A 21,184-nucleotide genomic window follows, 5' to 3' on the forward strand; every position below is an offset into this window, starting at 1 on the left:
TTATTATGCCAAACAAAAGAAGTGATGTACAAAAGATGTAAAGATGAAACGAAAGGACCTCCTCACATAAAGTAAGTCTGGCCCTTTCGTAAAAAGTTTAAAATCAACGATGCACAATTAAGTTTTGATTATCAATACTCAGCATGCGATATCCTTCGACACCGTATTCAGCAGTTGATTCACCTTTTGTAATCTTATTGAATGATTCGTCAATCGATTCTTTTAAGAAAATATGCATTTTTGCAATAGCCTTATCAAACTGGAGAGATGGTACATACTTGAACTCTGCGTCTTCATTGATCATTTTAGTTTCTCCTGCCTCTTTCACCGCATAAGAGGCTTTTCCGATCAATTCAGCTGTACTGTACTTCGTAGCGAGCATTAAGTCTTTCAAGTAATTCTCTCCATACTCAGTTTCTGGACTAAAGCTTGTGACATAATCTTCACGGAGCATTTTTCCGAGCGTTTGGTATTTCGAAAGACTATCTTTCCAGAAGACTTGAATGGTTTCATCCGACTCAAAACGCTTGTAAATATCCTTCATATCCTCAGATGCTTCAACCATCAAGTAAAGTGTTTTATTTTCATAAGTCTGGCGTTTGAATTGCTCTACAATTCGATCAATATCGTCAGATTTCACTTCTTGAAGAACAGCGACTGTAGGAACATGAATTTTATGCGGAATATTCGCTTTATCAAGAATAAAACTTAAACGTTTTTCATACGTATGATGTTCGAGCACCTCGCGAATACCACGCACTTGTTTATCGTGATAAATCTCATCATTTGTCATCAATTCTCGCAAAGCTTCTTCCATCTTGTCTTCATCTTCTGTTACACTCACCAATTCCCCAAACATTTGCTCTACACCTAGTGAATAGGTACTGATGATTGGTGTTCCACAAAGTAGACCTTCAAACACTCGACGCGAGAACATCGTTGGAGATTGTTTAACAGTATTGATGTTTAACATCACTTTATAGCCTTTATACGCTCGATCAATTTCGTAAAATTCAAGGACGCCCTCAATATTTTCTTCAAACTCTTTAGGGAACCGATGATTCGGCATCAAGTTAAACTGGTTTTTCTCGTAGTTCCGATCGTAGATGGTCAATCCATATGGTTTGGCAACCCGTAATAAGCGGTCCATATCTTGCGCCCGCTCTTTATGGAGTGAGTAATACGATCCAGCGAAACAAGCTTTAGGAATTCGTCCCTCTTTTAGACTGATCGGGTTTTGTAACTTCGGCTGACCCGCGAATGGTAAAGCATATACCCGGTCATGCCCGCAGTCTTGTTTATAGGATGGGACGCGATTTTCATCTGTCGTCAATACCAAATCGACAAGTTTAGCGGTTTCTATGAAGCGATCATAGTGAACCGGATCCTCTTTATTCCAGAAGACGGTTGGGATGTTTCGGCTCTTACACCATGCGACGAGCGCACGAATCGTTTCCGCATTCGCTTCACCGTAATAACCAATCTTTTTATTCCACAGCCCGTCGTTTCCTTCCCAAGCCGACTCAATGAAGACGAGATCAGGACGTTCTGTCATGAGTTGTTCTTTCCAATAATCCGGATGCAATTGCAACAAGTCTGCTTCGAGTCGATAGTTCTCAAATGTGAACTTGTCCATGATGACTCCCATTTTGATACGATTCAGCTCTCGTGGAGCTAAATAGCCCGTTTGATATGCTTCATGGTCATTAATCCATTCTTTCTCTTGGTTATTCACAGAAATCTCCTCTTCAATCTTTGATAGTTGGATTTCGCGGATGGTAAAAGTTCCGCTTCCTTTCACGTTTAAGGCGAGGCGCCACGTATCTACATCCCGATTCGGACGGACACGCGTCACGCCATTGAACATCAGGTTGACGATTTCTACCTTACGCTTTGTCTTCGATTCGTATCCGACAAGCATCGGCATGATATCAACATCTGGTGAACGCGATCCTAAAATGGAAAACTCGTAATATCCTTCATGCGTGACTTCTGCAAATGGTTCACTCGGTAACAAAGAATAATTATTATTCGTTTCTCTGAATGAAATATATTTCTTTTTACCACTTGGAAGGTTGACCATCGCCTGCAGTTCCCCATCCTTGTCAGAAAGGCGATAATTCGCATGATACGTTCCGCCATACCACTGTTTAGAGTCAATTGGTAAACTGATTCGCTCGTCAGGTAACACGGCAATTTGTTGATAAAGTGCTTCGACTCTTTCATATACCCCTTGCCCGTTCAATCTGACGCTAAAAGTGAAAGAGCTATCTAATGCCCCAAATTGAATGGTACGAGATTCCTTTGCTTCAACGATGTGACGACGCTTCACACCATTTGTCGATTTAATTTCTACGACTAAATCGATCCCTTCAGGCGACGACACTTCACCTTCGAGTCCGCATACAATTGACATCTCCCCAAGTACAGGAATCGGGGTCTTCGTCAAGAGGATATAATGGTAAGCCTCTTCACCAAGTGACGCAGTAATCGTCTCTTCCTTTACCGAAATTTCATCCGTCGGTTCAACATGTTCTGCCAATGCAAATCGTTCAGGCAAGAAAATTGTCGGACACGTCAATCGTGTTATTTCAGTTGAATTCATCATGCACCCTCCACACTGACAGGTTCGAGCTCCATTAAAGAAACTACCTCTTCGTATACTGTTTCAATATCGTATCGATTTTCTACAAATTGTTTTACACGCTCAGACTCTTCCTGAGGCTGAGTCGATAGGATGCGTTCAGCTGCCATAGACGAATCCTCTACAATCCATTCACGATTATAAATGGTTTCCGCACCATTCCAATGACGGATAATCGGGTATGCACCGCTCGCCATGCCTTCCGCTACAGCCAAATGGAAGCTCTCAAAATCGCTCATTGATAAAATATAGCCAATTTGCTCGTACCATGAAGCCATATCGTCTCCATGTCCACTCCATTCAACATTCCCTGACCACTCAGACTCTGCTATACGCTTTTGGATGGCCTGATAATGATATCGTTCATCAGCATTGTTCCAAATCCACGCAACTTGTTCCGGACGACGACTTTTTATGACAAGGCGATAACGGTGATCCTCTTTCCATACTTTTTCGAATGTATCTAATGCCAAATCAAGTCGTTTTAATGATGGTAAGACACCAACCATACCAATTGTAAACTTCGCATCCTCCCAATCTTTAGGACGATTCAATTGATTTGTATCTACATAGTTTGTGATCAATCGCATCTTTTCTGAGTCAATTTTGAAAATTCGACGGAACTCTTCCAAAATATATGGTGAGATGGCAACAATCGAGTCAATGTTTTCATAAGTGAAGCGCTTTGGAAAAATGGTTTTGCGCTCCTGTGCATGCATACGTACAATCAATTTTTGATGTGGACGTTTATACCGTGAATACCATTCGGCGTTTCCAAGACCCCATTCACAAAAAATCACATCTGCCCACTCTACCATTTTTCGGCTATGTGATTCGTCGTGAACACTATGGCTTGACCATTGATCAATTTGGATGTCGTATCGATTTTCAGCTTCTAGACGAGATAAAAGGGGACGAATGAACTTAAGGTCATGACCTGCAAAAACGATTTTTTTTCGTGCCGTCTGTGTAGTCTCATTTACAGAGACAATCCCATTCAGCACATCACGTCGGGCAGTAGCCCGTTCAAGTTCAGCCTTCACTTTTCGTTGTAGCGCATTAAAATCTAAATCTAACATAGGTCATTTTTTCCTTTTCTTCTTCGTTTTATTTTTATAGTTCACGACTTTACGTTTAAAAGTCCAGTACGATCGGCTCAAACGACCAAACTTAGACCCCGCAAGCGCCTCATACTTTTTGGCAACGCGCTCATAATCCATTTCGAGCTTTTGATATTCCAGTTCAATCTCGCGTAGTTTTTCTTCCGTATCCACGATGCGAGTCAGTAATTCTTCATTGAGACGAAGACTCTCAATATAGTCATTTAAGTATTTCTTTTCTATTTGTCTATCCAAAATTCAATCTCCTTTTCTTAAAAAAAATCGAGTCTTGCTTCGCCCAATGTCACATCGACGGGCTTGACGTCATGCAAAATATACCGATACGCAAATTTTAAAAATTTCGTTTCAGGACGAAGTTCAAACGTTTCGTCTACTTGATACATATTTTCATGTTGAACGAGCGTCCGCACATCCATGTCGAGCTTACGACGCTCATCATATTGTAGCAAGAATAATTCAAATTCGTGTGGTTCTGTTGAATTAATTTGGAATGATGACTGAATTCGTAAATTTTGTTCTCCACGAACAAATAGCTCATCTCGATAGATTTTGCTTGGCGGCAAACTAAAAGGTTGATCGAATGATTGAATATATAGTTTGTCATCAAGCGATGTTGGTCGTAGTTCAAAGATGACCGTCCACGCCTTTTCGATTGATCGTACTTTGTCTTTTACACCGACGTTTGGATAGTAGTTGTAGATTGCCGGCAATAATTTGACTGTTCTCATGCTTTTCCCCTTCTCCTAAAAAAAGGCCCCTCTATATTGAGGGGCACTCTCATTTGTTGATTCGCAAAAGATGCGCCACCACTTCATCGAGTGAGGATTGTCGTCTCCCCAAGGCCCGTCTCCGATAGTACGGTCGTACGAACCGTCTGTTTGGATTGTTTGAACTGTGCTTGTTGCTCTTTTGACAAATGTCTGAACCAAAACAAAAATTTGTTATATTCTTTGATCACTTCTTTTGATGGACCGTACATACGGATTTCTCCATATTCTAGCCATAGTACTTGCGTACAGAAATCACGGACTTGGTTAATCGAGTGACTGATGAAGAAAATCGTCTTCCCTTTCTTTTTAAACTCATTCATTCGACGAATACATTTATCCGTAAACGTCTGATCTCCGACAGAAAGGGCTTCATCCACAATTAATATATCAGGATCGATATTAATTGAAATCGCGAAACCGAGACGTGCCTTCATACCACTCGAGTAGGTTTTTACCGGTTGATGAATAAAATCCCCGATATCTGCAAACTCGATGATTTCTGGCGTCAGTGCCTCAATCTCTTTTTTCGTTAACCCAAGCATTAATCCTTTGAGTTCAATGTTATCCATTCCTGACAAGTTTCCATTGAGACCTGAAGAGATCGCGATAAGAGACGGCTTGCCAGCTAACGTAATCTGACCATGGGTCGGCGGCATCACGTCGGCTAGTAAGTTTGACATCGTCGACTTACCTGAACCGTTAATTCCAATAATCCCAACGACTTCACCAGGCGGCACTTCAAACGATACTTCTTTTAAAGCGTAAAATTGCTTACCACGCGCTTTACCGGTCATCATTTCCGTTAGCTTATCCATCGGCTTGCGATAGAGCGTATAACGTTTTGACACGTTCTCAAATTTTACATGTGCGCTCATAACGAACCTCCTAACGGTTTAAATGTAATCGATAAAGTAACGGCGGAATCGGACATGAACAGCCGCTCCCATAAAGAAAATCACAAACACGATAAACCAATAGTACATCCCGTATTGCCAGTTGTCAGCAATCCATGACGTTCCTAAAAACATCGACCGATATCCCTCGACTAAATAGTATAGTGGATTGATCATCAGGATTTTTGCAAATAGACCGGTCGGGACCCAAAAAATCGGAGTCAAGTACATCATCATCCGCATGATCGACATCAGCAAGTTTTGCAAATCGCGAATAATCGTCGTCAAGGCCGAAGTGAGTAAGGCGAGCGCGTAAAGAAGCGCCAATGCCGAAATGACCAAATAGATTAACCAGAGCGAATGTAGCCCAGGTGTATAACCATATGCCAGCATGAGAACGAATGTAATCAAAACCATTCCCAAATGTCGATAAAAGAGCGAAAGAATGACATAAGCCGGAATCGTGCTAATTGGGAAACTCATCTTAGACACCATCGCCACTTTGGAGAACACAGAACGCGCCCCCGTCGTGATGGCTGGACTAATAAAGAACCAAACGACAATCCCAGAAACGAGCCATGGAAGAAACGGCACACCATCGATTGGCGCGCCGCTTCGAATTCCAAATCCGAATACAAACCAGTACACCGCGACTTGGAGTGTCGGAGTGAACAGTTCCCAGAAGAAACCGAGGTATTGCATACTATTGTTACTTTTCGCTTCATATAAAGACAATCTGAAAATCAGGTACAAATTCTCGTAAAGTTCGAGTAATACTTTTTTCGCAGATTGCATCATGTTCACCTTATAATGTAACGTTCGCTTTCGTATGGTTGTACAAGTTGCCATAATTGACAACTGTCACGCCTTCACCTTCTTTGACGATATTACGCGTGTCAAAGATCATTGGGCGACGCATTTTATCTTCAAGTTCAGCAAAGTCCAGCGCTTTGAACTCGTTGTGATCAACAAGGATCAAAACGATATCAGCTCCTTGAATTGCTTCTTCTTTTGATACGAGGTCAAAATGCTTCGAAGATGAAACTTCAACATGAGGGTCATGTACAGAAACATTCATCCCTTGTTCAAGCATCATTTCGATGATTTCAACTGCTGGACTTTCACGCATATCATCTACGTTACCTTTATATGTCACTCCGAATGCAGCAATTTTCGCATCATTTCGTCCTGCGACGAGTTTTTGTACGTTCTCAACCACGTAAGCAGGCATAGACACGTTTGTATCGCGTGACAACTTGATGATATTCGCAAGGTCTGGCTGTTTCGCAACGATAAAGTATGGGTCAACAGCAAGACAGTGTCCTCCGACACCTGGACCCGGGCTGTGCAAATTAACACGCGGGTGTTTGTTCGCCATCTCGATTACATCGAGGACATTAATGTCGAGTGCGTTACATACTTTCGCCAATTCGTTGGCAAGAGCGATGTTGACATCACGGAATGTGTTTTCCATTAACTTCGACATTTCTGCTGTTTTAGCATCTGTTTGAATGATTTCGCCTTTAACAAACGTACCATATACTTTCGCTCCTGCATCTGCACAAGCTGACGTAATTCCGCCGACAATACGGTTGTTGTATACAAGTTCTTCAAGAATCTGACCAGGAAGAACGCGTTCAGGGCAATGTACGAGGAAGATATCTTCTCCTACTGTAAAACCGGCTGCTTCAACAAGCGGTTTCACGTGATCATCCATTGTACGAGGTGCGATTGTCGACTCGACAATAATGACATTTCCTTTTTCTACGTATGGAAGAACGCGTTTCGTCGCTTCAAGTACGTAAGTTAAGTCACATGATTTATGTTCGTCATCGTTGTTTGGCGTCGGTACGGCAATGATGAACGCATCAGCTTTTTCAGGCTCAAGTGAGGCACGGAATTTTCCTTTTGCAACAACGTCTTTCACTACGTCCTCAAGACCTGGTTCTTCAATGTGAATTTCACCACGATTTAACTTATCAACAACTGACTGATGAATGTCTACTCCAAGCACATCGACACCATACTGTGCAAACACTGCTGAAGTAGGAAGTCCAATATATCCTAATCCAATTGTACAAACTTTCATTGTTCATATCCTCCAATTTTCAATCCGCACGATATCTCGTACATTTACTCTTAGAAATCGAGCTAGAGCAAACAGATTATACTACCGCACGGTCCGATAATCAATACTGTCTCATGCCATCTCACATAGATGAAATTTTACCGCAACGTTTGAGCAGGGTCAAATTACAACATAAATACATTTTATTAATAGAAACGTCACAACTTTTATACTCGTTAACATTCACGCGGGTTCTACATCTAAAGGACTAAGAATGACGCAAAAGGACGAAGCGACTACGTCGACTTCGTCCTTTACACAAGATGGTCTATTAACCTACTTGAACCTCTACATGCGCAACCTAAGGGAAGGTTTGCCCTTTGATATTACCATACTACGCTATGATTCGGACAGTCTTTTCCTTAAATAAGCGTATTTTTCAAGAGGAGTCAACACTAAAGGGAGTTTTAGACATTGACTGACAAGTATGTCTAAACTGCACACTATTTAAATTTCCCATTTTTAAAAATGTCAAACCGTAAAACGTCACATTTCTTTCACATAATGGTTGTTATGATAAATCATCATCTCTAGAAAGCAGCAGAATCCATCCTTGATGACAATCAAATCCCGTAAGGACGTTTTCGATAACTAGGTATGTATTCATCGAAAACGTCTATTTTGTACATAACAACCATTATGCTCAAACTACCTAGGAATCCAGGAAGGGCCCTCGTAAGGATAAACGTTCATGACGATTGATGATCAACTGAAACTTTGGGAGCCAATGATTTATTACGTCATCCGCACCCTTCAAATCCACCCGAACGAGATTGAAGATTGTGCACAAATTGCAAGGATCGCCCTATGGAAAGCAATCTCACAAGGAAAAACTCTCTCCAAGACCTACTGCTACATCAGAATACGCGGATCCATTCTGAACCATCAGTCAAGCCGCAAAAGCGCATTATCCAAAGAAGTGACGCTTGAACATATGCCTGAAACAGGTCATACGGACATATCCGTCATTGAATTTTTCGATTGGGCAAAAGATGTTTTACCCACTCGTCATTATGCGTTACTCTGTCACCTCTTAGACGGTCGAGAGCAAGAGCTTGGATATTCACCGAGCCGACTTCGTGCATATCAGGCCGAACTAAAGAAATTATTACTTCAGGAGGTTCATCAATGACATTTCAGGACGCAGTTAACAAGCATATGGATTACTTACAAGCAACCAACCATGCGAACAGCACGATTTCCAACGCACGCTATAAGTTCCGACAATTCGAAACAATCATGGTGCGTTTTCATGGGCACCCCTTAATCCTTTCCTCATGTTTGACACGTGAAGCAATCATGCCTTATCTGACGGAGATGAGACGAGGGCGAAGCGGTCGAACGCTCAATAATTATCTGAGTGCTCTTCGCACATTCTTTGACTGGGCAATCGAAGAAGGTTATGTCGATACGAATCCGTTTAAGCGGATTCATGTCAAACATGAACGTGGTAATAGTGATATCCCTCTCTCTAAAAATGAGGTCGAAACGATTCTGCAACACGTTAAAAACCCCATCTACCGAGCGCTGTTCACCGTCCAATATCATGCCGGTTTGCGCGTGAGCGAGGTCGCTCGTTTACAACTGGATGATGTGGACTGGGAGCATCGTACGCTCTTGATACGTCAAGGGAAAGGGAGAAAAACGCGCATGGTACCCATGAGTCACACGTTGACTACGTTTCTCTCTCATTATATTGAGGAAGAACGACCAAGAAATAAACATTTCCCTTACCTCTTCCCATCAAAGCGTTGGGATATCATTAGTACGACCACGCTAAACAGTCATTTAAAAAAAGCTTCTTGTTTAGTTACCGGCCAACCGAAGACTTCCCATAAATTGCGTCGGGCATTCGCCTCCCAATTCTTAGAGGCTACGGGTGAGGAAATCTTGCTCGCCGATATACTCGGTCACGAAAATTTAAATACGACACGTCAGTATGTCATGCCTAGTGCAGAAAGAAAGCGAGAGGCGATCGAGAAGATGATTCGTAACACGTAAATCAAATGAGCCTTAAGGAAATACGCCTGACACCTTGAGTGAAAAGGAAAAATTAAAAAATCGATCAAACGGCTTCAGCCTCAAGTCTAAGAGGCGGAGCCGTTTCATCGTTCTACACAAGGCACCCATATATTCGTAATGGATTTACTGCGCCTACTCCCTAGACTGACTTTTTTTAAGACTTGCCTAGTCTTGATAAACGAGGTATTATATATTTGTAATCACATCTAATCACATTTGAACACAAATTAAGGAGGAATTACACATGACTGCAGACAAACAAGTATGGATCGTACGCCCTTTACCACACGGGAAGAATCGGATGCAGGAATTTCTGCAACAGGATCGCATTGCAATCGGTTATCCGACAGGTCAATCATTCGCAAATTCCGGTGTAGAAGATTTACGTGAAGCTTTGAAAAGAAATGATTGGGAAAGCAGCTTGAAAAACGTCACTCAATTTGTCTTAAAATTTGAAATCGGTGATTACGTGATTGTTCCTGATGACAATCAACAAGACGTTTACTTTGCAGAAGTAACATCTGGTTATCAATACGAGGAGACATTGGATTCTGAGGATCAAGGTTATCCGCATCAGCGTTCAGTGATTTGGCACTTCGACAAGAAGCCGCTCAATCGTCAAACATTGCCGGACGAATTACGAAGTTCACTCCGTTTCCCCGGGGCAATCGCTAACGTGACAAAACATCGAGAAACAATCGAACAGCTCCTGTTCACTAAAGAAACGGCAGATGGAGAGAGCCCACAAACGAACTCCTCTCGTCAAGACAAAGCATATGATGCATTGGAACAGTTACTCGACCATGAGGATCCGGCTGTCCGATTGCGGGCGGCAGAACTACTGCTTCAATACTAAACAAACAAGGGAGCCGATAGTGGCTCCCTTGTTTATTGTTCGACCGTTTCCTTTAGCAGGAAAACGGAGATGTTTTTATAGCTTGGTCAACATCTTTCTCAACTGCGGTATCTCGTTCATTCACAAAATGAATATCGAGTGCAGATGTCAAGTGCCCGATCTACTCTTCGTAGTGACGAATCCCCTTTCAAACGATTCTAGAGAAGAGCAAGACCTTTCGAGCAAACTAAAGGCAAAGGAAGTAGACGACCCATTTATTTTGCTCGCACTTCAAACGCCTGCCGTAAACGGATTTGAATGGAAGGTTATTCATATCGGTTATGATGAGCACTCAGACATCAACGTTTCCACAACCACCGTACCGCTCCAAGGTATTCCGTTTTTTGTGGAGCAACTTTTCATGAACATACCCAACATTCATTTTTCACGATTCTTGAAAGAACAAGCCGAACGTTTCGTGAACGCTTAATCTCATATGTAAAAGCCGCTATCCTTCACGATAAAAGGATAGCGGCTTCTTGGTAAATCGTTTTCTTTGTACAGGTCACCTGTTCCGTTCGAACCATTCTCTAGATAGGATCTGGCACCAATCAGATTATTTTACTCTGACCGTCATTGTCCGCTCTAGATAATCCGGATGACTCATCTTGATCGTCACAGGCGTTCCTGCCTTCAGTTTCGGGATATCCACACGATACGTGCTAAAAGAAGTAACCCGTTCCGGTCGACTAATTGCCTTAGACCCAACGAATGCTTGAACTGTCGCACCGGGTTGCCCCATTCCATAAGCTACCGTCTGCGTCGTTCGGATCGGGCTCACTGACATCACCCGGATCAAGTCGAGCACGCGAATCGTCTGCGTTCGGGTGATGTGAGCGGGCTTCTCTTCGACGAGCGTGATTTCTGTACCGACTGATTGAGGTGGGATAGAAATCGAAAACGCGCCACTATCTCCGATGAGCGTCGGTTCACCAATTCGCTTCGAGCCAACATAAGCAGTCACGGTCGCATCAAACGTACCGACTCCCCTGATGACATCGGAGCGGAATGTCGTGGCTCGCATAGACATCAATGGTAACGTACCCATCGTTTGTATCGTCTGTTTCGCCCCACGATAACCCGTCTTCCAATATCGAAGTTCAATCGATGTCCCGACTGGAAGTCTCGGCATGTTCAGCTCAATTCGCGAAGCGTCACTGGCGATGTCTGTACTCACGATTCTATCGTTTACGACAGCTTGTACAAACGTACCTGCAGGGGCCAGCGCATACAATACGGTACTCGAAGTCGTAAATGTCGCAACTGCCAGGTCTGTGAATCGGTTCAACATCTCTGGTTTGTTCAACTTAAAGGAGTCCCCTCGTGCATTCGTCACATGAAGTGATACCGGATTGAGTGGAAGTGGCTCGTGGGAGATGTTGAAGAGTCCATCTTCCGTCACCTTTTGCTGATAGGTTTCGTCCCCTGCGACGAGCGTCATTTCCGCTCCGTCAAGGTACGGAACGACTTTCCCTTTCGTCCGAAGGTCTCCTTTTGTCGCGATTCGGTCAAGTGTGACAATTCGGGGCAAGTAGATCGGGCGGCTCATCCCTTTTGATGTAGACAATAAGTTTAACTGGACGACCCCCGCCCCTAACTTGCTAGCCGGCACGGTAAATTCCCCGTTAAAGTCGGGATGGATGGTCGTGATTCCTTTGTTTGATCGTACACTGACCCGATACCCACGTTGGACGACACCTTTCAATTCCTGTGTCGATAAGGTCGGGACTTCAATTTCCTTAACCTGTTCGCGCATTTCCGATTGAACTGGGATATCATAGGAGGACTTGATCCCGTCACTCCCAATCAGCGTAAATGTCCAGACCTGACCGGGTATGAGCGGGAGGGACTGAACGGACATTTGGATACTCCCCTGTGCGTCAGCCTGTTCCGTCCGCACGATTTCTCCCTCATGACTTAGCTGCAACGTCGTCCCTTGTCCAATATCGGCACGCAACATGCTGATATAGTCATCCCACGTGACGGAGAACACCTCTTCTTCAAATCGTTTGACCGATTCGTATGTTATCCGCCCTTCCCGGTCTTTCACACGGAAGATGAATTGTTGCGTTGAAATATAAGGATGCGCGAGACGATAGGTAAGTGTCGAGTGGTATAATACATCATCTACTTCCAATAATCTTTCTTGCCCCATGTCGTCTTTCACCCATAGTTCGACACGTTGCTCATCCGCGTTGAAAGGATGGTAGGTCGAAATGGTTTGGACACTCTGGTCAAAAAGATTCCACGTCACATTCCGTTTCGACACTGTCACCGATTTCGCGTTGTCCGCGTCCCCTTTCATCCAATATGTGAGTGTTTCATCGACTTCGAGTGGCGTTTCAAGATTAAAATAGAACAAGTCGTCACGTTGTTCGACCGTCTGTTCCATTCGCTTCCCATCCCGTTCGACAACGACCACATCACCAAGTTGTGCTCCATCGAACGAGAGTGTTCGTCCACCTTCATACAACGCGCCATGATGCGTGACCTCAGCACCGACCCGAGAGACACCCATCTTCGTCGTTGCCGTGTTTCCCTCTCGGTCAGTCGCTTCCACCTCTACGAAACGAACCTCCGCATAATTTTGTAAATCACGGATTTCATACGCACGCTGCCATGTGGAACCCGGAAGCGTCCCTTCCTGTAACAATCCACCGAGCGCGTCGAGTGTACGATACGTTAGAGAAGACGACGGCTCTGACATGGCGAGGATCACGGTTTCCCAGTTCGTCCGTTCCACCGATTCGAGAATCGGGGCAGTCACATCTTTTACTTGGACGGTATGACGATAGCGCTGGGTCCCTTCCTGATTCCGGACCTCAATGGTCTCAGAGCCGGTCATCGGACGAAAAGGTAGGCTGAACGTCCCATCCTCTGCGGACGTGACTTGTTCGCCTTCCATTTGATAGACGATGAGTCCCGGGCCCGTCTTCCCGTTAATGGTACGATCTTCATTCGTTACCGGCCCGAAGATAACCGACTTCCCGACGACTGTATCAGAGAGTGACACGTGTGCGTCTGTACCATCTTCGATATTGATGGTAAATTGGTCACCATCCGCGAACACGTCCCCTGGCAGCGTATAGACGAACGACTCGCTCCCGTTTTCCGAAAGTGTCATTTCAAAGTTTTGGAACGACCCATTCTTTCGTTCAAGCAACAAGGACGCGCTCGGCGTGGTCGTTTTTTGCCGTGATAGCGTCACTTTCATCTCCTGATCCGTCAATTGATAAGCCGGTTCAGGCAACGGACGCTCGTCGGTGAGCTGAATCTCTTTTGTTTGCATCGAAAAATAAGGGGCACCGAGCTTTGCTTCGACCGACAGCGCACCATTGTGGGCAATCGGCGGGACGGTGACAGAAAAGTTTCCGGCTTCATCTGCACGGTCACCAACGAACAATGTTCCGTTATTTATGCGGACAAACGCATGCGGTGCCGTCTGACCCGTTACAAACCGGTCTAGCGCTTTCGGCTCATTCACATTCAACGTAAGCGCATCAACCGGGATTTCGTATTCATCCGACCCGATTGTGAGATATACCTTACTCGGGGTATCCTTATAAAAATTATTGATTGAACACAAAAACATATCCGGACGACTGCCGTAGCAGTTCTGTCTGAGAGAAGATTGATCGGTTCGGTAAGACACCGCCGCACCGTCCGGCCGCCATCCCCCTATCATTCCGTTTGCCGGGTGAACTGGTAAAATATGCGGGAGCGTTTCAGGTCGGGTCGGTTCATATGTAAATGAATGCTCTTCCTGAACAATGCCGTTCACCGTGTAGATATACCGGCCCGACTTTCCAATAAACTTGAGAAACTTACTTTCAGGGAAAGCTACCTGAAAAATCCCGTCCGCCTGAACGTCGGCTCTAGCAATCCCGATACTCGAATCGGTTCCATCTTCGATGAACGCCAACTCTACAGACAGACCGGGAAGACTGCGTCCGTATAACCAGGAACGCTCGGTCGGTGACTCAAACAATTCGAACGGAGTGTCCGCAGGTGTAGACAACTCAAATTCGACTGTCTCTGACTTTAAGTTACTGGAAGAGCTATAAACCCGGTAAATGGCCTGGTCGCGGATGGGTACACGTAACACATCTGTTCCCGTGAACACTTCCCCATCGACAAGAGCGGAAATATTGTAACCTTGCGAATAGAAATAGGCGTGGTGCTCATTTTTTCCGATATATACCGGTGGCGGCAACTGTCCGACACTCGCTGAATAATATTGCTCCCGAACGAGATCATTCGCTCCGACCGTCACGAGACGGACGGACGAGCCGACCGCTCGGGTCAACTCAAAGGAGAATTTTCCTTCTGCATCAGCTGTGGTTTCACGATACGATTCATTCGCAACGAGCCCCACAATCGATTGAGCTGGCGCCTCTCCTGTAACGATAGCATCGGTCGCGCGAAACGGGTCGAGCCGAACCGACTCGACCGCACCGACTGATGGGATACCTTGCAACAATTGGGCAAGGACTAGACAAAAAACGACCAATAGTTTCCATGGCCGTTGAATCAACGGATTCATTCGATCCCTCATTTCCATTATTAAGTATATTTTATATCTTAACCTACAATAATGGAAAAATCATTGGTTTTCGGGAAAAACCAATAGTACATGATCGATATGTCCCTCATTTTCATTTAAATAACAATTCAAAGGTTATTAATATGACCTAATGAATTTAGTACTTTATCGGTTTAAATCAGTGATTGTCTTTATTTCACAATTCATATTATACTTCCAACCGTCTGCAAAACTTGATGAACATGGCATTCAAAGATTCATTAGTTTGCAAGCGTTCAAAAATAAAGGGATGGTAATATACGATTTTCCCCTTCAAGCGTATATGTTCACTGTTCATCAGATGACAGTGTAAATTCAATTAATTGAAAGTAAGTGTGATAAATTTGAACGTAAACGAACTAACACGTTAGATTCAGAAAGGTGATGTGTAGTGCAAAATACAGGTGAACATTAATTGAAGTAAGATCAAGATTTAACTCAACTTCTATGAGTAACCTAAATGAGAATGTCAGAATAATAGATTGATTTGAATTAACTGATGAACTATAAAATTAAGTGCAGCACCTTAACGCGAATATAAAAAAGCCCATGACGCTCCCCTCATGGAGAATGAAGTCAACACAATACACGTTCATATGGAGGAATCGACATGAATTACACCTATCTTATCGCAACGGAACGCTTAAAAATAGAGACGCATCTGGAACTCGGGATGCCAATCTGGCCCATCTCGAGACGGATCGGGGCAAGGAGTTCAGCTGTTACGAGCGCATTAGGTCGTCACTCGTCGTACAGCTTTATTTCATCGACCCCTACGCGTCCTGAAAACGAGGCAGCAACGGTCTTCTCCGCGAGTTCTTTTTGTAAAGAACTCGCGGATGCGCTCGCCAAGATCAATAGGCGACCGTGGAAATGCCTTGTCTGGGAAATATCATCAAGTCATTTAACAATGAAATGTTGCGCTCAAAAGGAAAACAGAGGAGCGTCATCCCTTGTCGGGACGACGCTCCTCTGTTCAAGATCATTTTGAGTTTTTCAGTGCCCTCGTTATTAGCACGGAGGTTTTTTAATGTTTTTGATTAATAAATATTATTCAGCAGCAATCGTGATTGTTACAGCGACAGTTTTCCCGTTTGGAGCAACTGCAGTCAGTTTAAAGCTATCACCAGCGACCACATTTTCACTTACAGTGATTGTATCGACATAAGTATCAGCATCCTCACTATCTTCGAAAGTGAAATCAGCATCAATTAAGTCATTTCCAGAAGCATCAACAATGTTAGTTACAATGAAATCACTAGGAACTAGTGAAGTACCATCGAACTGATCTGTCACTGTGAAGTATAGAAGACTTTCATCACTAGTTAAATCTAAGCCCTTCAATTCAGCAGCTGTGAGAGATACATTGTTATCTGCATCGTTAGATTCTATTTTTTGAGCCACTAAGACATCATCAGAGACTGTGACAGTTTGAGTTAATGTTACTAAACCTTCTGCACCTTGAATAACTACTGTTACCGTAGCTGTACCTTTTGAAACACCTTCCAACTTCCCACTATTCACCTTAACAATACTATTGTTGCTAGAAGTGATAGAACGAATAGAGGTAGATGGAATTGCCACTACATTACCAGTAGAATCTTTTGCAGTAACCTTCACTGCCTTTTCGTAAGAATCGTCTTCAGAAGCATAAAGAGTTGGAATTGTAGCTAGTTCATAAGTTTTAACATCAGCAACTGCTTTAGTGTTGATCACCAATTCGAATTTACCACCTGCAACCGCGTTAGTTCCATCATGCAATTGAAGAACTAAAGTCTCAGAACCAGTAGTAGCAAGACCAGTTAGTGTCACAAATGAAGAATTTGTAGCATTTACTGTAGTTGCATTAAGTAGATCAAGACCTGTAGATTCACCAGCAGTGTCAACGATATCTAAAGAAGTTTCAGAACCATCTTTCACATAAACTTTTACCGCTTCATCACCTTTTAATTCGTAAATACGGTTATATTGATCCTTAATCACTACATTTTCTGTCTTAATTGTGTCTGTAGCATCTTTAGTAAGAACTGTAGCCACACCTGTAACACCTGTAATAGATGAAGGTTTTGCAGCAGCTTCCACTTCAAGCGTTACAGTACCAAGAACCGTACCATCTAATTTCTTAGCGGTTAGGGTTGTTTTTCCATCTTCATTTGTTACAACTTTGATTTTACCTTTTGCAAAGTCAATATCATCGTTTGCCACTACATCAGTGTCTGAAGAAGTCCAAACCGCTTGTGACAATAATGAACTGTCTGCTTTCAAAGTAGTACCATATTGATCTTCAGCAACGAAGTCAAGTTCTACTGTTTCGCCAGCAGCCACTAACTTAGTAGCTCCAGAGATAGATAACTTATTGAGCTCAGCAGATTTGTTAACCGTTACTTCAACTGAAGCAGTTTGACCTGTTGCATTAATGATTGCAGTGATACGTGCTTTACCATCACCTACGGCTGTGAAAGTCAGTTTCCCTTCGCTATCTACAGCAAATGAATCAGGATCAATTACATTTACATCAGAACTTGTAAATAACACTCCATCAAATGTAGCAGTATTATCATCATTGTTGCTAGAAGCAGCAGAGAATTTGATCGAATTTCCATATTGGTCAGCAAGAGTGTAAGGAAGAACCAAGCCACTGTCGCCTTCAGTAATCCGAACTGTATCTTTTAAAGGTTGAACTTGAGAAAGTTGTACACTTGCTGTCGCAGCTGGTTTGATGATTTCAATTTCTTTTTGAGCAGTGATACCTTTATAAGAGATTGTCACACGAACTTTATCCCCTACCACTGCATCTTCAGATGTTTGAGAATCATTATCATCTGTTAAGTTAGCAAATTTAATTTTACTCTCGTCAGCATCGCCTGTTACAGATACCGTTTTGCCTTTAGTTACATTATAAGCAGTAACAATGACATCACTACCATCAACTTCCATATCAGCTCCATATTGATTTAACACTTTAAAGCTGATTGTAGAATCATCTAAAGCTTGAACGAGAGCTGAAGTGATTTCAATTGCATTTTCCACTTCTTTAACAATCGTTACATTTTGAGTTAATGCAGTTTCAGTCAATCCCTCAACCTGTACTGTATATTCACCTTCTGCAAGGTCGATTGGAGTTGTAATTGTAGCAGATTTGCTATCGGCAGAGAAAGCAACAGTTGCATTATAAACTACTGCGCCTTTCTTGAGACTAACTTTAGCTTTTGTCGAATCAACAGCTTTGTTGAAGTCAACTTTTAATTTATTTGCATCAATAGGAGTCACACTCTCAACCTTCGGAAGTGCTTCTGCAACCATCACTTGGATTTCAACAGGCTTCGCTTTGTTGCCAGCCTTGTCTTCAGCCATGAATGTGATTGTGTACTTGCCAGCGACTTTCGTGTCGATTGCGTCAAGTTCTTTACCTGAAGCGTCTTTGATCACGTGTGTGACTTCGATTTCTTCGTCAACGTTGTCCATTGCTTTGACTGTTGGCAATTCGAATTTCGCACCGTTTTCGATGTCGTAAACGCCTGGTCCTTCATATTTAAGTTCTGGAGCTTCTTTGTCTTCTACGCCTTCTACTGTGTAGAGTGCAGATGTGACAACTGTGCGTCCGTCTTTCGTGTATGTTCCTTTGACGAAGAATGTACCTTCTTTGTCAGCGACAGGAGCTTCTTCCCACTTGATTGCGTTCGGGTAGAACTTGTCAACGAACTTGATGTTGAGGCGCTCAGGAAGAACTGGCTTCTCTCCAAGTTTGATGACTTGTGGTTCTGCCTTCTCAGCGAAGATTGGGTAGTTGAGCAAGTTGATTTGCATTTGGATCGGACGTTCCTGTGATCCAACTACACCGTATACTGTTTGGAACTTGTTGATTTGGTTCCAGTCGATCGTTGAACGATCCCATACGATGCGTGAGTTTCCGTACATTGTTGGAAGTTCAACTACTCCCCCACGGAATGATTTTGCTTTGAGTACTACCGGGTTTACTGCTGCAGCATCAGCTGTGATTGCTGGTGAGACTGCCGCTGCTGACACTGCGAGTGCCGCTAACGACGTTACGAGCTTTTTAGACTTCGCCATCTTGTGTAAATCCTCCCTTAAATTATGTGCATTTTTTTCACTGCTCACTACTCCCCTTGTCTCCTTGAGCCATGCCAGCCATCCTGTTATGTATGACCAAATCGCCGCCGATCTCAAAGATTGTATGAGCTAGTGGTAAATCGAGGCAATCGCCCCTTGTCAGTCACCAAGTATTTACTTGGAAAACCTTACATTCATTAATATACAGAAGCCTTCCAATTTGCACAAGTCTTTTTTTCCTCAAAAAGGTTAATGAAATTGAATTTTGGATTTTTTTATACAATTCATTAACTCATTACCATCTTTTTGAAAAGTCCAAAAATCGCATAGAAACAAGGTTTTCGTCATTATTCGACATATAAATCATTCATTTTAATGATATAAATGGATTAAATGGCTATTATTACTATAAGTTAAATTTTACAGTAGAGATTTCTTCTTTTGACCATCATCCGCTCTATTCAAATCCATATTTTTTCATTAACCAAATTTTTAAAGAAAAAAGTTCCATATGCAAAAAAAATACTCTCTTCCTTAATATAAGGAAGAGAGTATGTAGACTACCTATTAATAACCAGCATATTGAAGGGCATCTTTAATTGCCTGACGTTCCGAGGCGCTCAAAAACCAAGCGACGTATCCATTTGAACCGTCCGCGATGACCGTGACATGATTTGTCGTATCACGAACGGCTTTTAAGGCGGTGATGAGATTGCGATCCGGTTGCATTTGAACCATCTCATAGTTCGACGTATCGTCATCTGCGATTTCCGCATCATAGTACAGCACATTATCAAGCGTCATCGGGATCCAATATGTTTTTCCGTCTACCCGGAAACGAATCCGGTCGAGGTCAATAAATTCATTTCCTTCGATATTCACATTCACTTCAACGGCCATTCGCTCCTTAGTCGGCATACCATAAAAGATCGGGGACACAGAAAGTGACTGACGAGGCGCGCCGTAGATATTGAATGTCTTCTTATGAAGGACGAGACGGTCAAACATCTCCGTGTCGATGCGATAGAAGTTCTCGTAAAGAGCACTTTGTACAACAATCGTACGGATCCCGCTCACATTTTTTGCGGCATCCATCGCACGGAGTGACAATTGACGATTGATCGGTTGACGCGGGAAGTCTATCTTAAACATGCCTTTCGCGTCGGCCTGGGCACGATACACGGTCGAACCGGCTGTTAACAAAAGCGTCGCGTACGGTTCCGTCTTGCCAGTCACCGCAGTCGACATCGTCTTGACGATGCTCGTGACAACCGGGATGGCCGGTGCTGTCTTATCCGCTTGAATCGTCGTCGTCGTTTCCGCACTCGTCCCCGAAGAGGTCACCGTCACAGCACGAATGATCGACCCGGCACGTTGTGGCAACATCGTGAAGCGATAGACGCCTTGGGCATCGTATGTACCTGTAAACTTCCCTTGATTGACCGAGAATTTCACTACCGCTCCTGGTGTACCCGTAAATACAATCTGGCGTGAAGTATTATATACGGCTGAAATTTTTGGGGCGATTGCCACGTTCGGGTCTTGCGCGACCGTCACCGTGACCCGTTCGCTCGTTGTGCTTCCTGAAACAAGCGTAACGTGAATCACTTTCCCTATAGGTTGTGGGTTCATCGCAAACGTCGCATGACCGTTCGCATCGAGACGACGTTCATACACTTTAAACCCAAAATCGATTTGGGCGAGCGCATTCGGCGTGCCTGTTAGTTCAAGAGCCGTCGATGACGTCGTCGGTTGAGATACTGTCAACTGCAATGTTTGTGCGGACTCTGTCGCTGTGACATAAGTCGCAGGGACAATCGTCCCGACGAGCAGGCTCGCAGTCAGACTAAGGCTAGTGATTGTTTTTTTCATATTATTCTATTTTCCTTTCTTGATGAGATGAATAAGTGCTACTTCTGTAGTATATCCTCATCTTTTAAAAATGACGAGAAATTTCTATATTATTGAATATTTTTTAAGTATTCCCTTTATATCTTTTGGAAATATTCAAGTTTATCCTGTTCGAGGTTGAGAGATGGCAGACATTGCTGATCATTT

The 21,184-nt window shown here is 43.4% G+C and carries 14 protein-coding genes and 1 pseudogene; 5 read left to right on the forward strand and 10 right to left on the reverse strand.

Annotated features, from left to right (window positions below; all coding sequences use genetic code 11):
* Window positions 1-103: 103 nt before the first annotated feature.
* From PJK55_RS08250 to PJK55_RS08280, 7 genes are all read right to left on the reverse strand, one after another.
* On the reverse strand, window positions 104-2,605 hold the full coding sequence (locus tag PJK55_RS08250; protein WP_271305416.1) for a CgeB family protein: 2,502 nt from the start codon (window positions 2,603-2,605) through the stop codon (window positions 104-106).
* A complete protein-coding gene (locus tag PJK55_RS08255; protein WP_271305417.1) occupies window positions 2,605-3,723 on the reverse strand; it encodes a glycosyltransferase family 4 protein in 1,119 nt (372 codons plus the stop codon). The genes PJK55_RS08250 and PJK55_RS08255 overlap by 1 nt, the downstream gene beginning before the upstream one ends.
* 3 nt (window positions 3,724-3,726) lie before the next feature.
* Window positions 3,727-3,999 (reverse strand): hypothetical protein, encoded by a 273-nt coding sequence (locus PJK55_RS08260; RefSeq protein WP_271305418.1) that lies wholly within the window; start codon window positions 3,997-3,999, stop codon window positions 3,727-3,729.
* A 17-nt stretch (window positions 4,000-4,016) separates the two neighbouring features.
* Window positions 4,017-4,493, reverse strand: coding sequence for a hypothetical protein (locus PJK55_RS08265; RefSeq protein ID WP_271305419.1), 477 nt, complete (start codon window positions 4,491-4,493; stop codon window positions 4,017-4,019).
* Between the two features lie 83 nt (window positions 4,494-4,576).
* Window positions 4,577-5,410 (reverse strand): teichoic acids export ABC transporter ATP-binding subunit TagH, encoded by an 834-nt coding sequence (gene tagH, locus PJK55_RS08270; RefSeq protein WP_271305420.1) that lies wholly within the window; start codon window positions 5,408-5,410, stop codon window positions 4,577-4,579.
* An 18-nt stretch (window positions 5,411-5,428) separates the two neighbouring features.
* Window positions 5,429-6,223 (reverse strand): ABC transporter permease, encoded by a 795-nt coding sequence (locus PJK55_RS08275; protein ID WP_271305421.1) that lies wholly within the window; start codon window positions 6,221-6,223, stop codon window positions 5,429-5,431.
* A 10-nt stretch (window positions 6,224-6,233) separates the two neighbouring features.
* Window positions 6,234-7,517, reverse strand: coding sequence for a nucleotide sugar dehydrogenase (locus tag PJK55_RS08280; protein ID WP_271305422.1), 1,284 nt, complete (start codon window positions 7,515-7,517; stop codon window positions 6,234-6,236).
* Between the two features lie 730 nt (window positions 7,518-8,247).
* Here PJK55_RS08280 and PJK55_RS08285 point away from each other — a divergent pair.
* The 4 genes from PJK55_RS08285 (at window position 8,248) to PJK55_RS08300 (ending at window position 10,903) form a co-directional block, all read left to right on the forward strand.
* A complete protein-coding gene (locus tag PJK55_RS08285; protein WP_271305423.1) occupies window positions 8,248-8,688 on the forward strand; it encodes a sigma factor in 441 nt (146 codons plus the stop codon).
* Window positions 8,685-9,557 carry a tyrosine-type recombinase/integrase gene (locus tag PJK55_RS08290; RefSeq protein WP_271305424.1) on the forward strand — a complete coding sequence of 291 codons (873 nt, stop codon included), beginning with the start codon at window positions 8,685-8,687 and terminating at the stop codon, window positions 9,555-9,557. Before PJK55_RS08285 ends, PJK55_RS08290 begins: the two co-directional genes overlap by 4 nt.
* A 265-nt stretch (window positions 9,558-9,822) precedes the next feature.
* A complete protein-coding gene (locus PJK55_RS08295) occupies window positions 9,823-10,434 on the forward strand; it encodes a hypothetical protein (protein WP_271305425.1) in 612 nt (203 codons plus the stop codon).
* A 19-nt stretch (window positions 10,435-10,453) separates the two neighbouring features.
* A complete protein-coding gene (locus tag PJK55_RS08300; protein WP_271305426.1) occupies window positions 10,454-10,903 on the forward strand; it encodes a hypothetical protein in 450 nt (149 codons plus the stop codon).
* A 126-nt stretch (window positions 10,904-11,029) separates the two neighbouring features.
* Here the strand turns inward: PJK55_RS08300 and PJK55_RS08305 are convergent, their stop codons facing one another.
* Window positions 11,030-15,016 (reverse strand): hypothetical protein, encoded by a 3,987-nt coding sequence (locus tag PJK55_RS08305; protein WP_271305427.1) that lies wholly within the window; start codon window positions 15,014-15,016, stop codon window positions 11,030-11,032.
* Window positions 15,017-15,751: 735 nt separating this feature from the next.
* Between PJK55_RS08305 and PJK55_RS15180 the strand changes: the two are divergent.
* A pseudogene (locus PJK55_RS15180) lies at window positions 15,752-15,944 on the forward strand (IS30 family transposase); the annotation flags it as partial.
* A gap of 161 nt (window positions 15,945-16,105) precedes the next feature.
* Here PJK55_RS15180 and PJK55_RS08310 read toward each other — a convergent pair.
* Entirely contained in the window at window positions 16,106-19,126 is a 3,021-nt protein-coding gene (locus PJK55_RS08310; RefSeq protein WP_271305428.1) for an immunoglobulin-like domain-containing protein, read from the reverse strand.
* A gap of 567 nt (window positions 19,127-19,693) precedes the next feature.
* Complete coding sequence (locus tag PJK55_RS08315) at window positions 19,694-20,998, reverse strand: Ig-like domain-containing protein (protein ID WP_271305429.1); 1,305 nt, start codon at window positions 20,996-20,998, stop codon at window positions 19,694-19,696.
* Window positions 20,999-21,184 lie beyond the last annotated feature (186 nt).

The organism is Exiguobacterium sp. MMG028 (assembly GCF_027947425.1).
Lineage (GTDB): Bacteria > Bacillota > Bacilli > Exiguobacteriales > Exiguobacteriaceae > Exiguobacterium > Exiguobacterium aestuarii_A.

Bases quoted from the DNA above. Each gene is read 5' to 3' on its own strand.
- PJK55_RS08295 (WP_271305425.1), top strand. From the start codon at position 9,823: ATGACTGCAGACAAACAAGTATGGATCGTACGCCCTTTACCACACGGG.
- PJK55_RS08255 (WP_271305417.1), bottom strand. From the start codon at position 3,723: ATGTTAGATTTAGATTTTAATGCGCTACAACGAAAAGTGAAGGCTGAA.
- PJK55_RS08290 (WP_271305424.1), top strand. From the start codon at position 8,685: ATGACATTTCAGGACGCAGTTAACAAGCATATGGATTACTTACAAGCA.
- PJK55_RS08265 (WP_271305419.1), bottom strand. From the start codon at position 4,493: ATGAGAACAGTCAAATTATTGCCGGCAATCTACAACTACTATCCAAAC.
- PJK55_RS08250 (WP_271305416.1), bottom strand. From the start codon at position 2,605: ATGAATTCAACTGAAATAACACGATTGACGTGTCCGACAATTTTCTTG.
- PJK55_RS08305 (WP_271305427.1), bottom strand. From the start codon at position 15,016: ATGAATCCGTTGATTCAACGGCCATGGAAACTATTGGTCGTTTTTTGT.
- tagH (WP_271305420.1), bottom strand. From the start codon at position 5,410: ATGAGCGCACATGTAAAATTTGAGAACGTGTCAAAACGTTATACGCTC.
- PJK55_RS08315 (WP_271305429.1), bottom strand. From the start codon at position 20,998: ATGAAAAAAACAATCACTAGCCTTAGTCTGACTGCGAGCCTGCTCGTC.
- PJK55_RS08280 (WP_271305422.1), bottom strand. From the start codon at position 7,517: ATGAAAGTTTGTACAATTGGATTAGGATATATTGGACTTCCTACTTCA.
- PJK55_RS08285 (WP_271305423.1), top strand. From the start codon at position 8,248: ATGACGATTGATGATCAACTGAAACTTTGGGAGCCAATGATTTATTAC.
- PJK55_RS08275 (WP_271305421.1), bottom strand. From the start codon at position 6,223: ATGCAATCTGCGAAAAAAGTATTACTCGAACTTTACGAGAATTTGTAC.
- PJK55_RS08310 (WP_271305428.1), bottom strand. From the start codon at position 19,126: ATGGCGAAGTCTAAAAAGCTCGTAACGTCGTTAGCGGCACTCGCAGTG.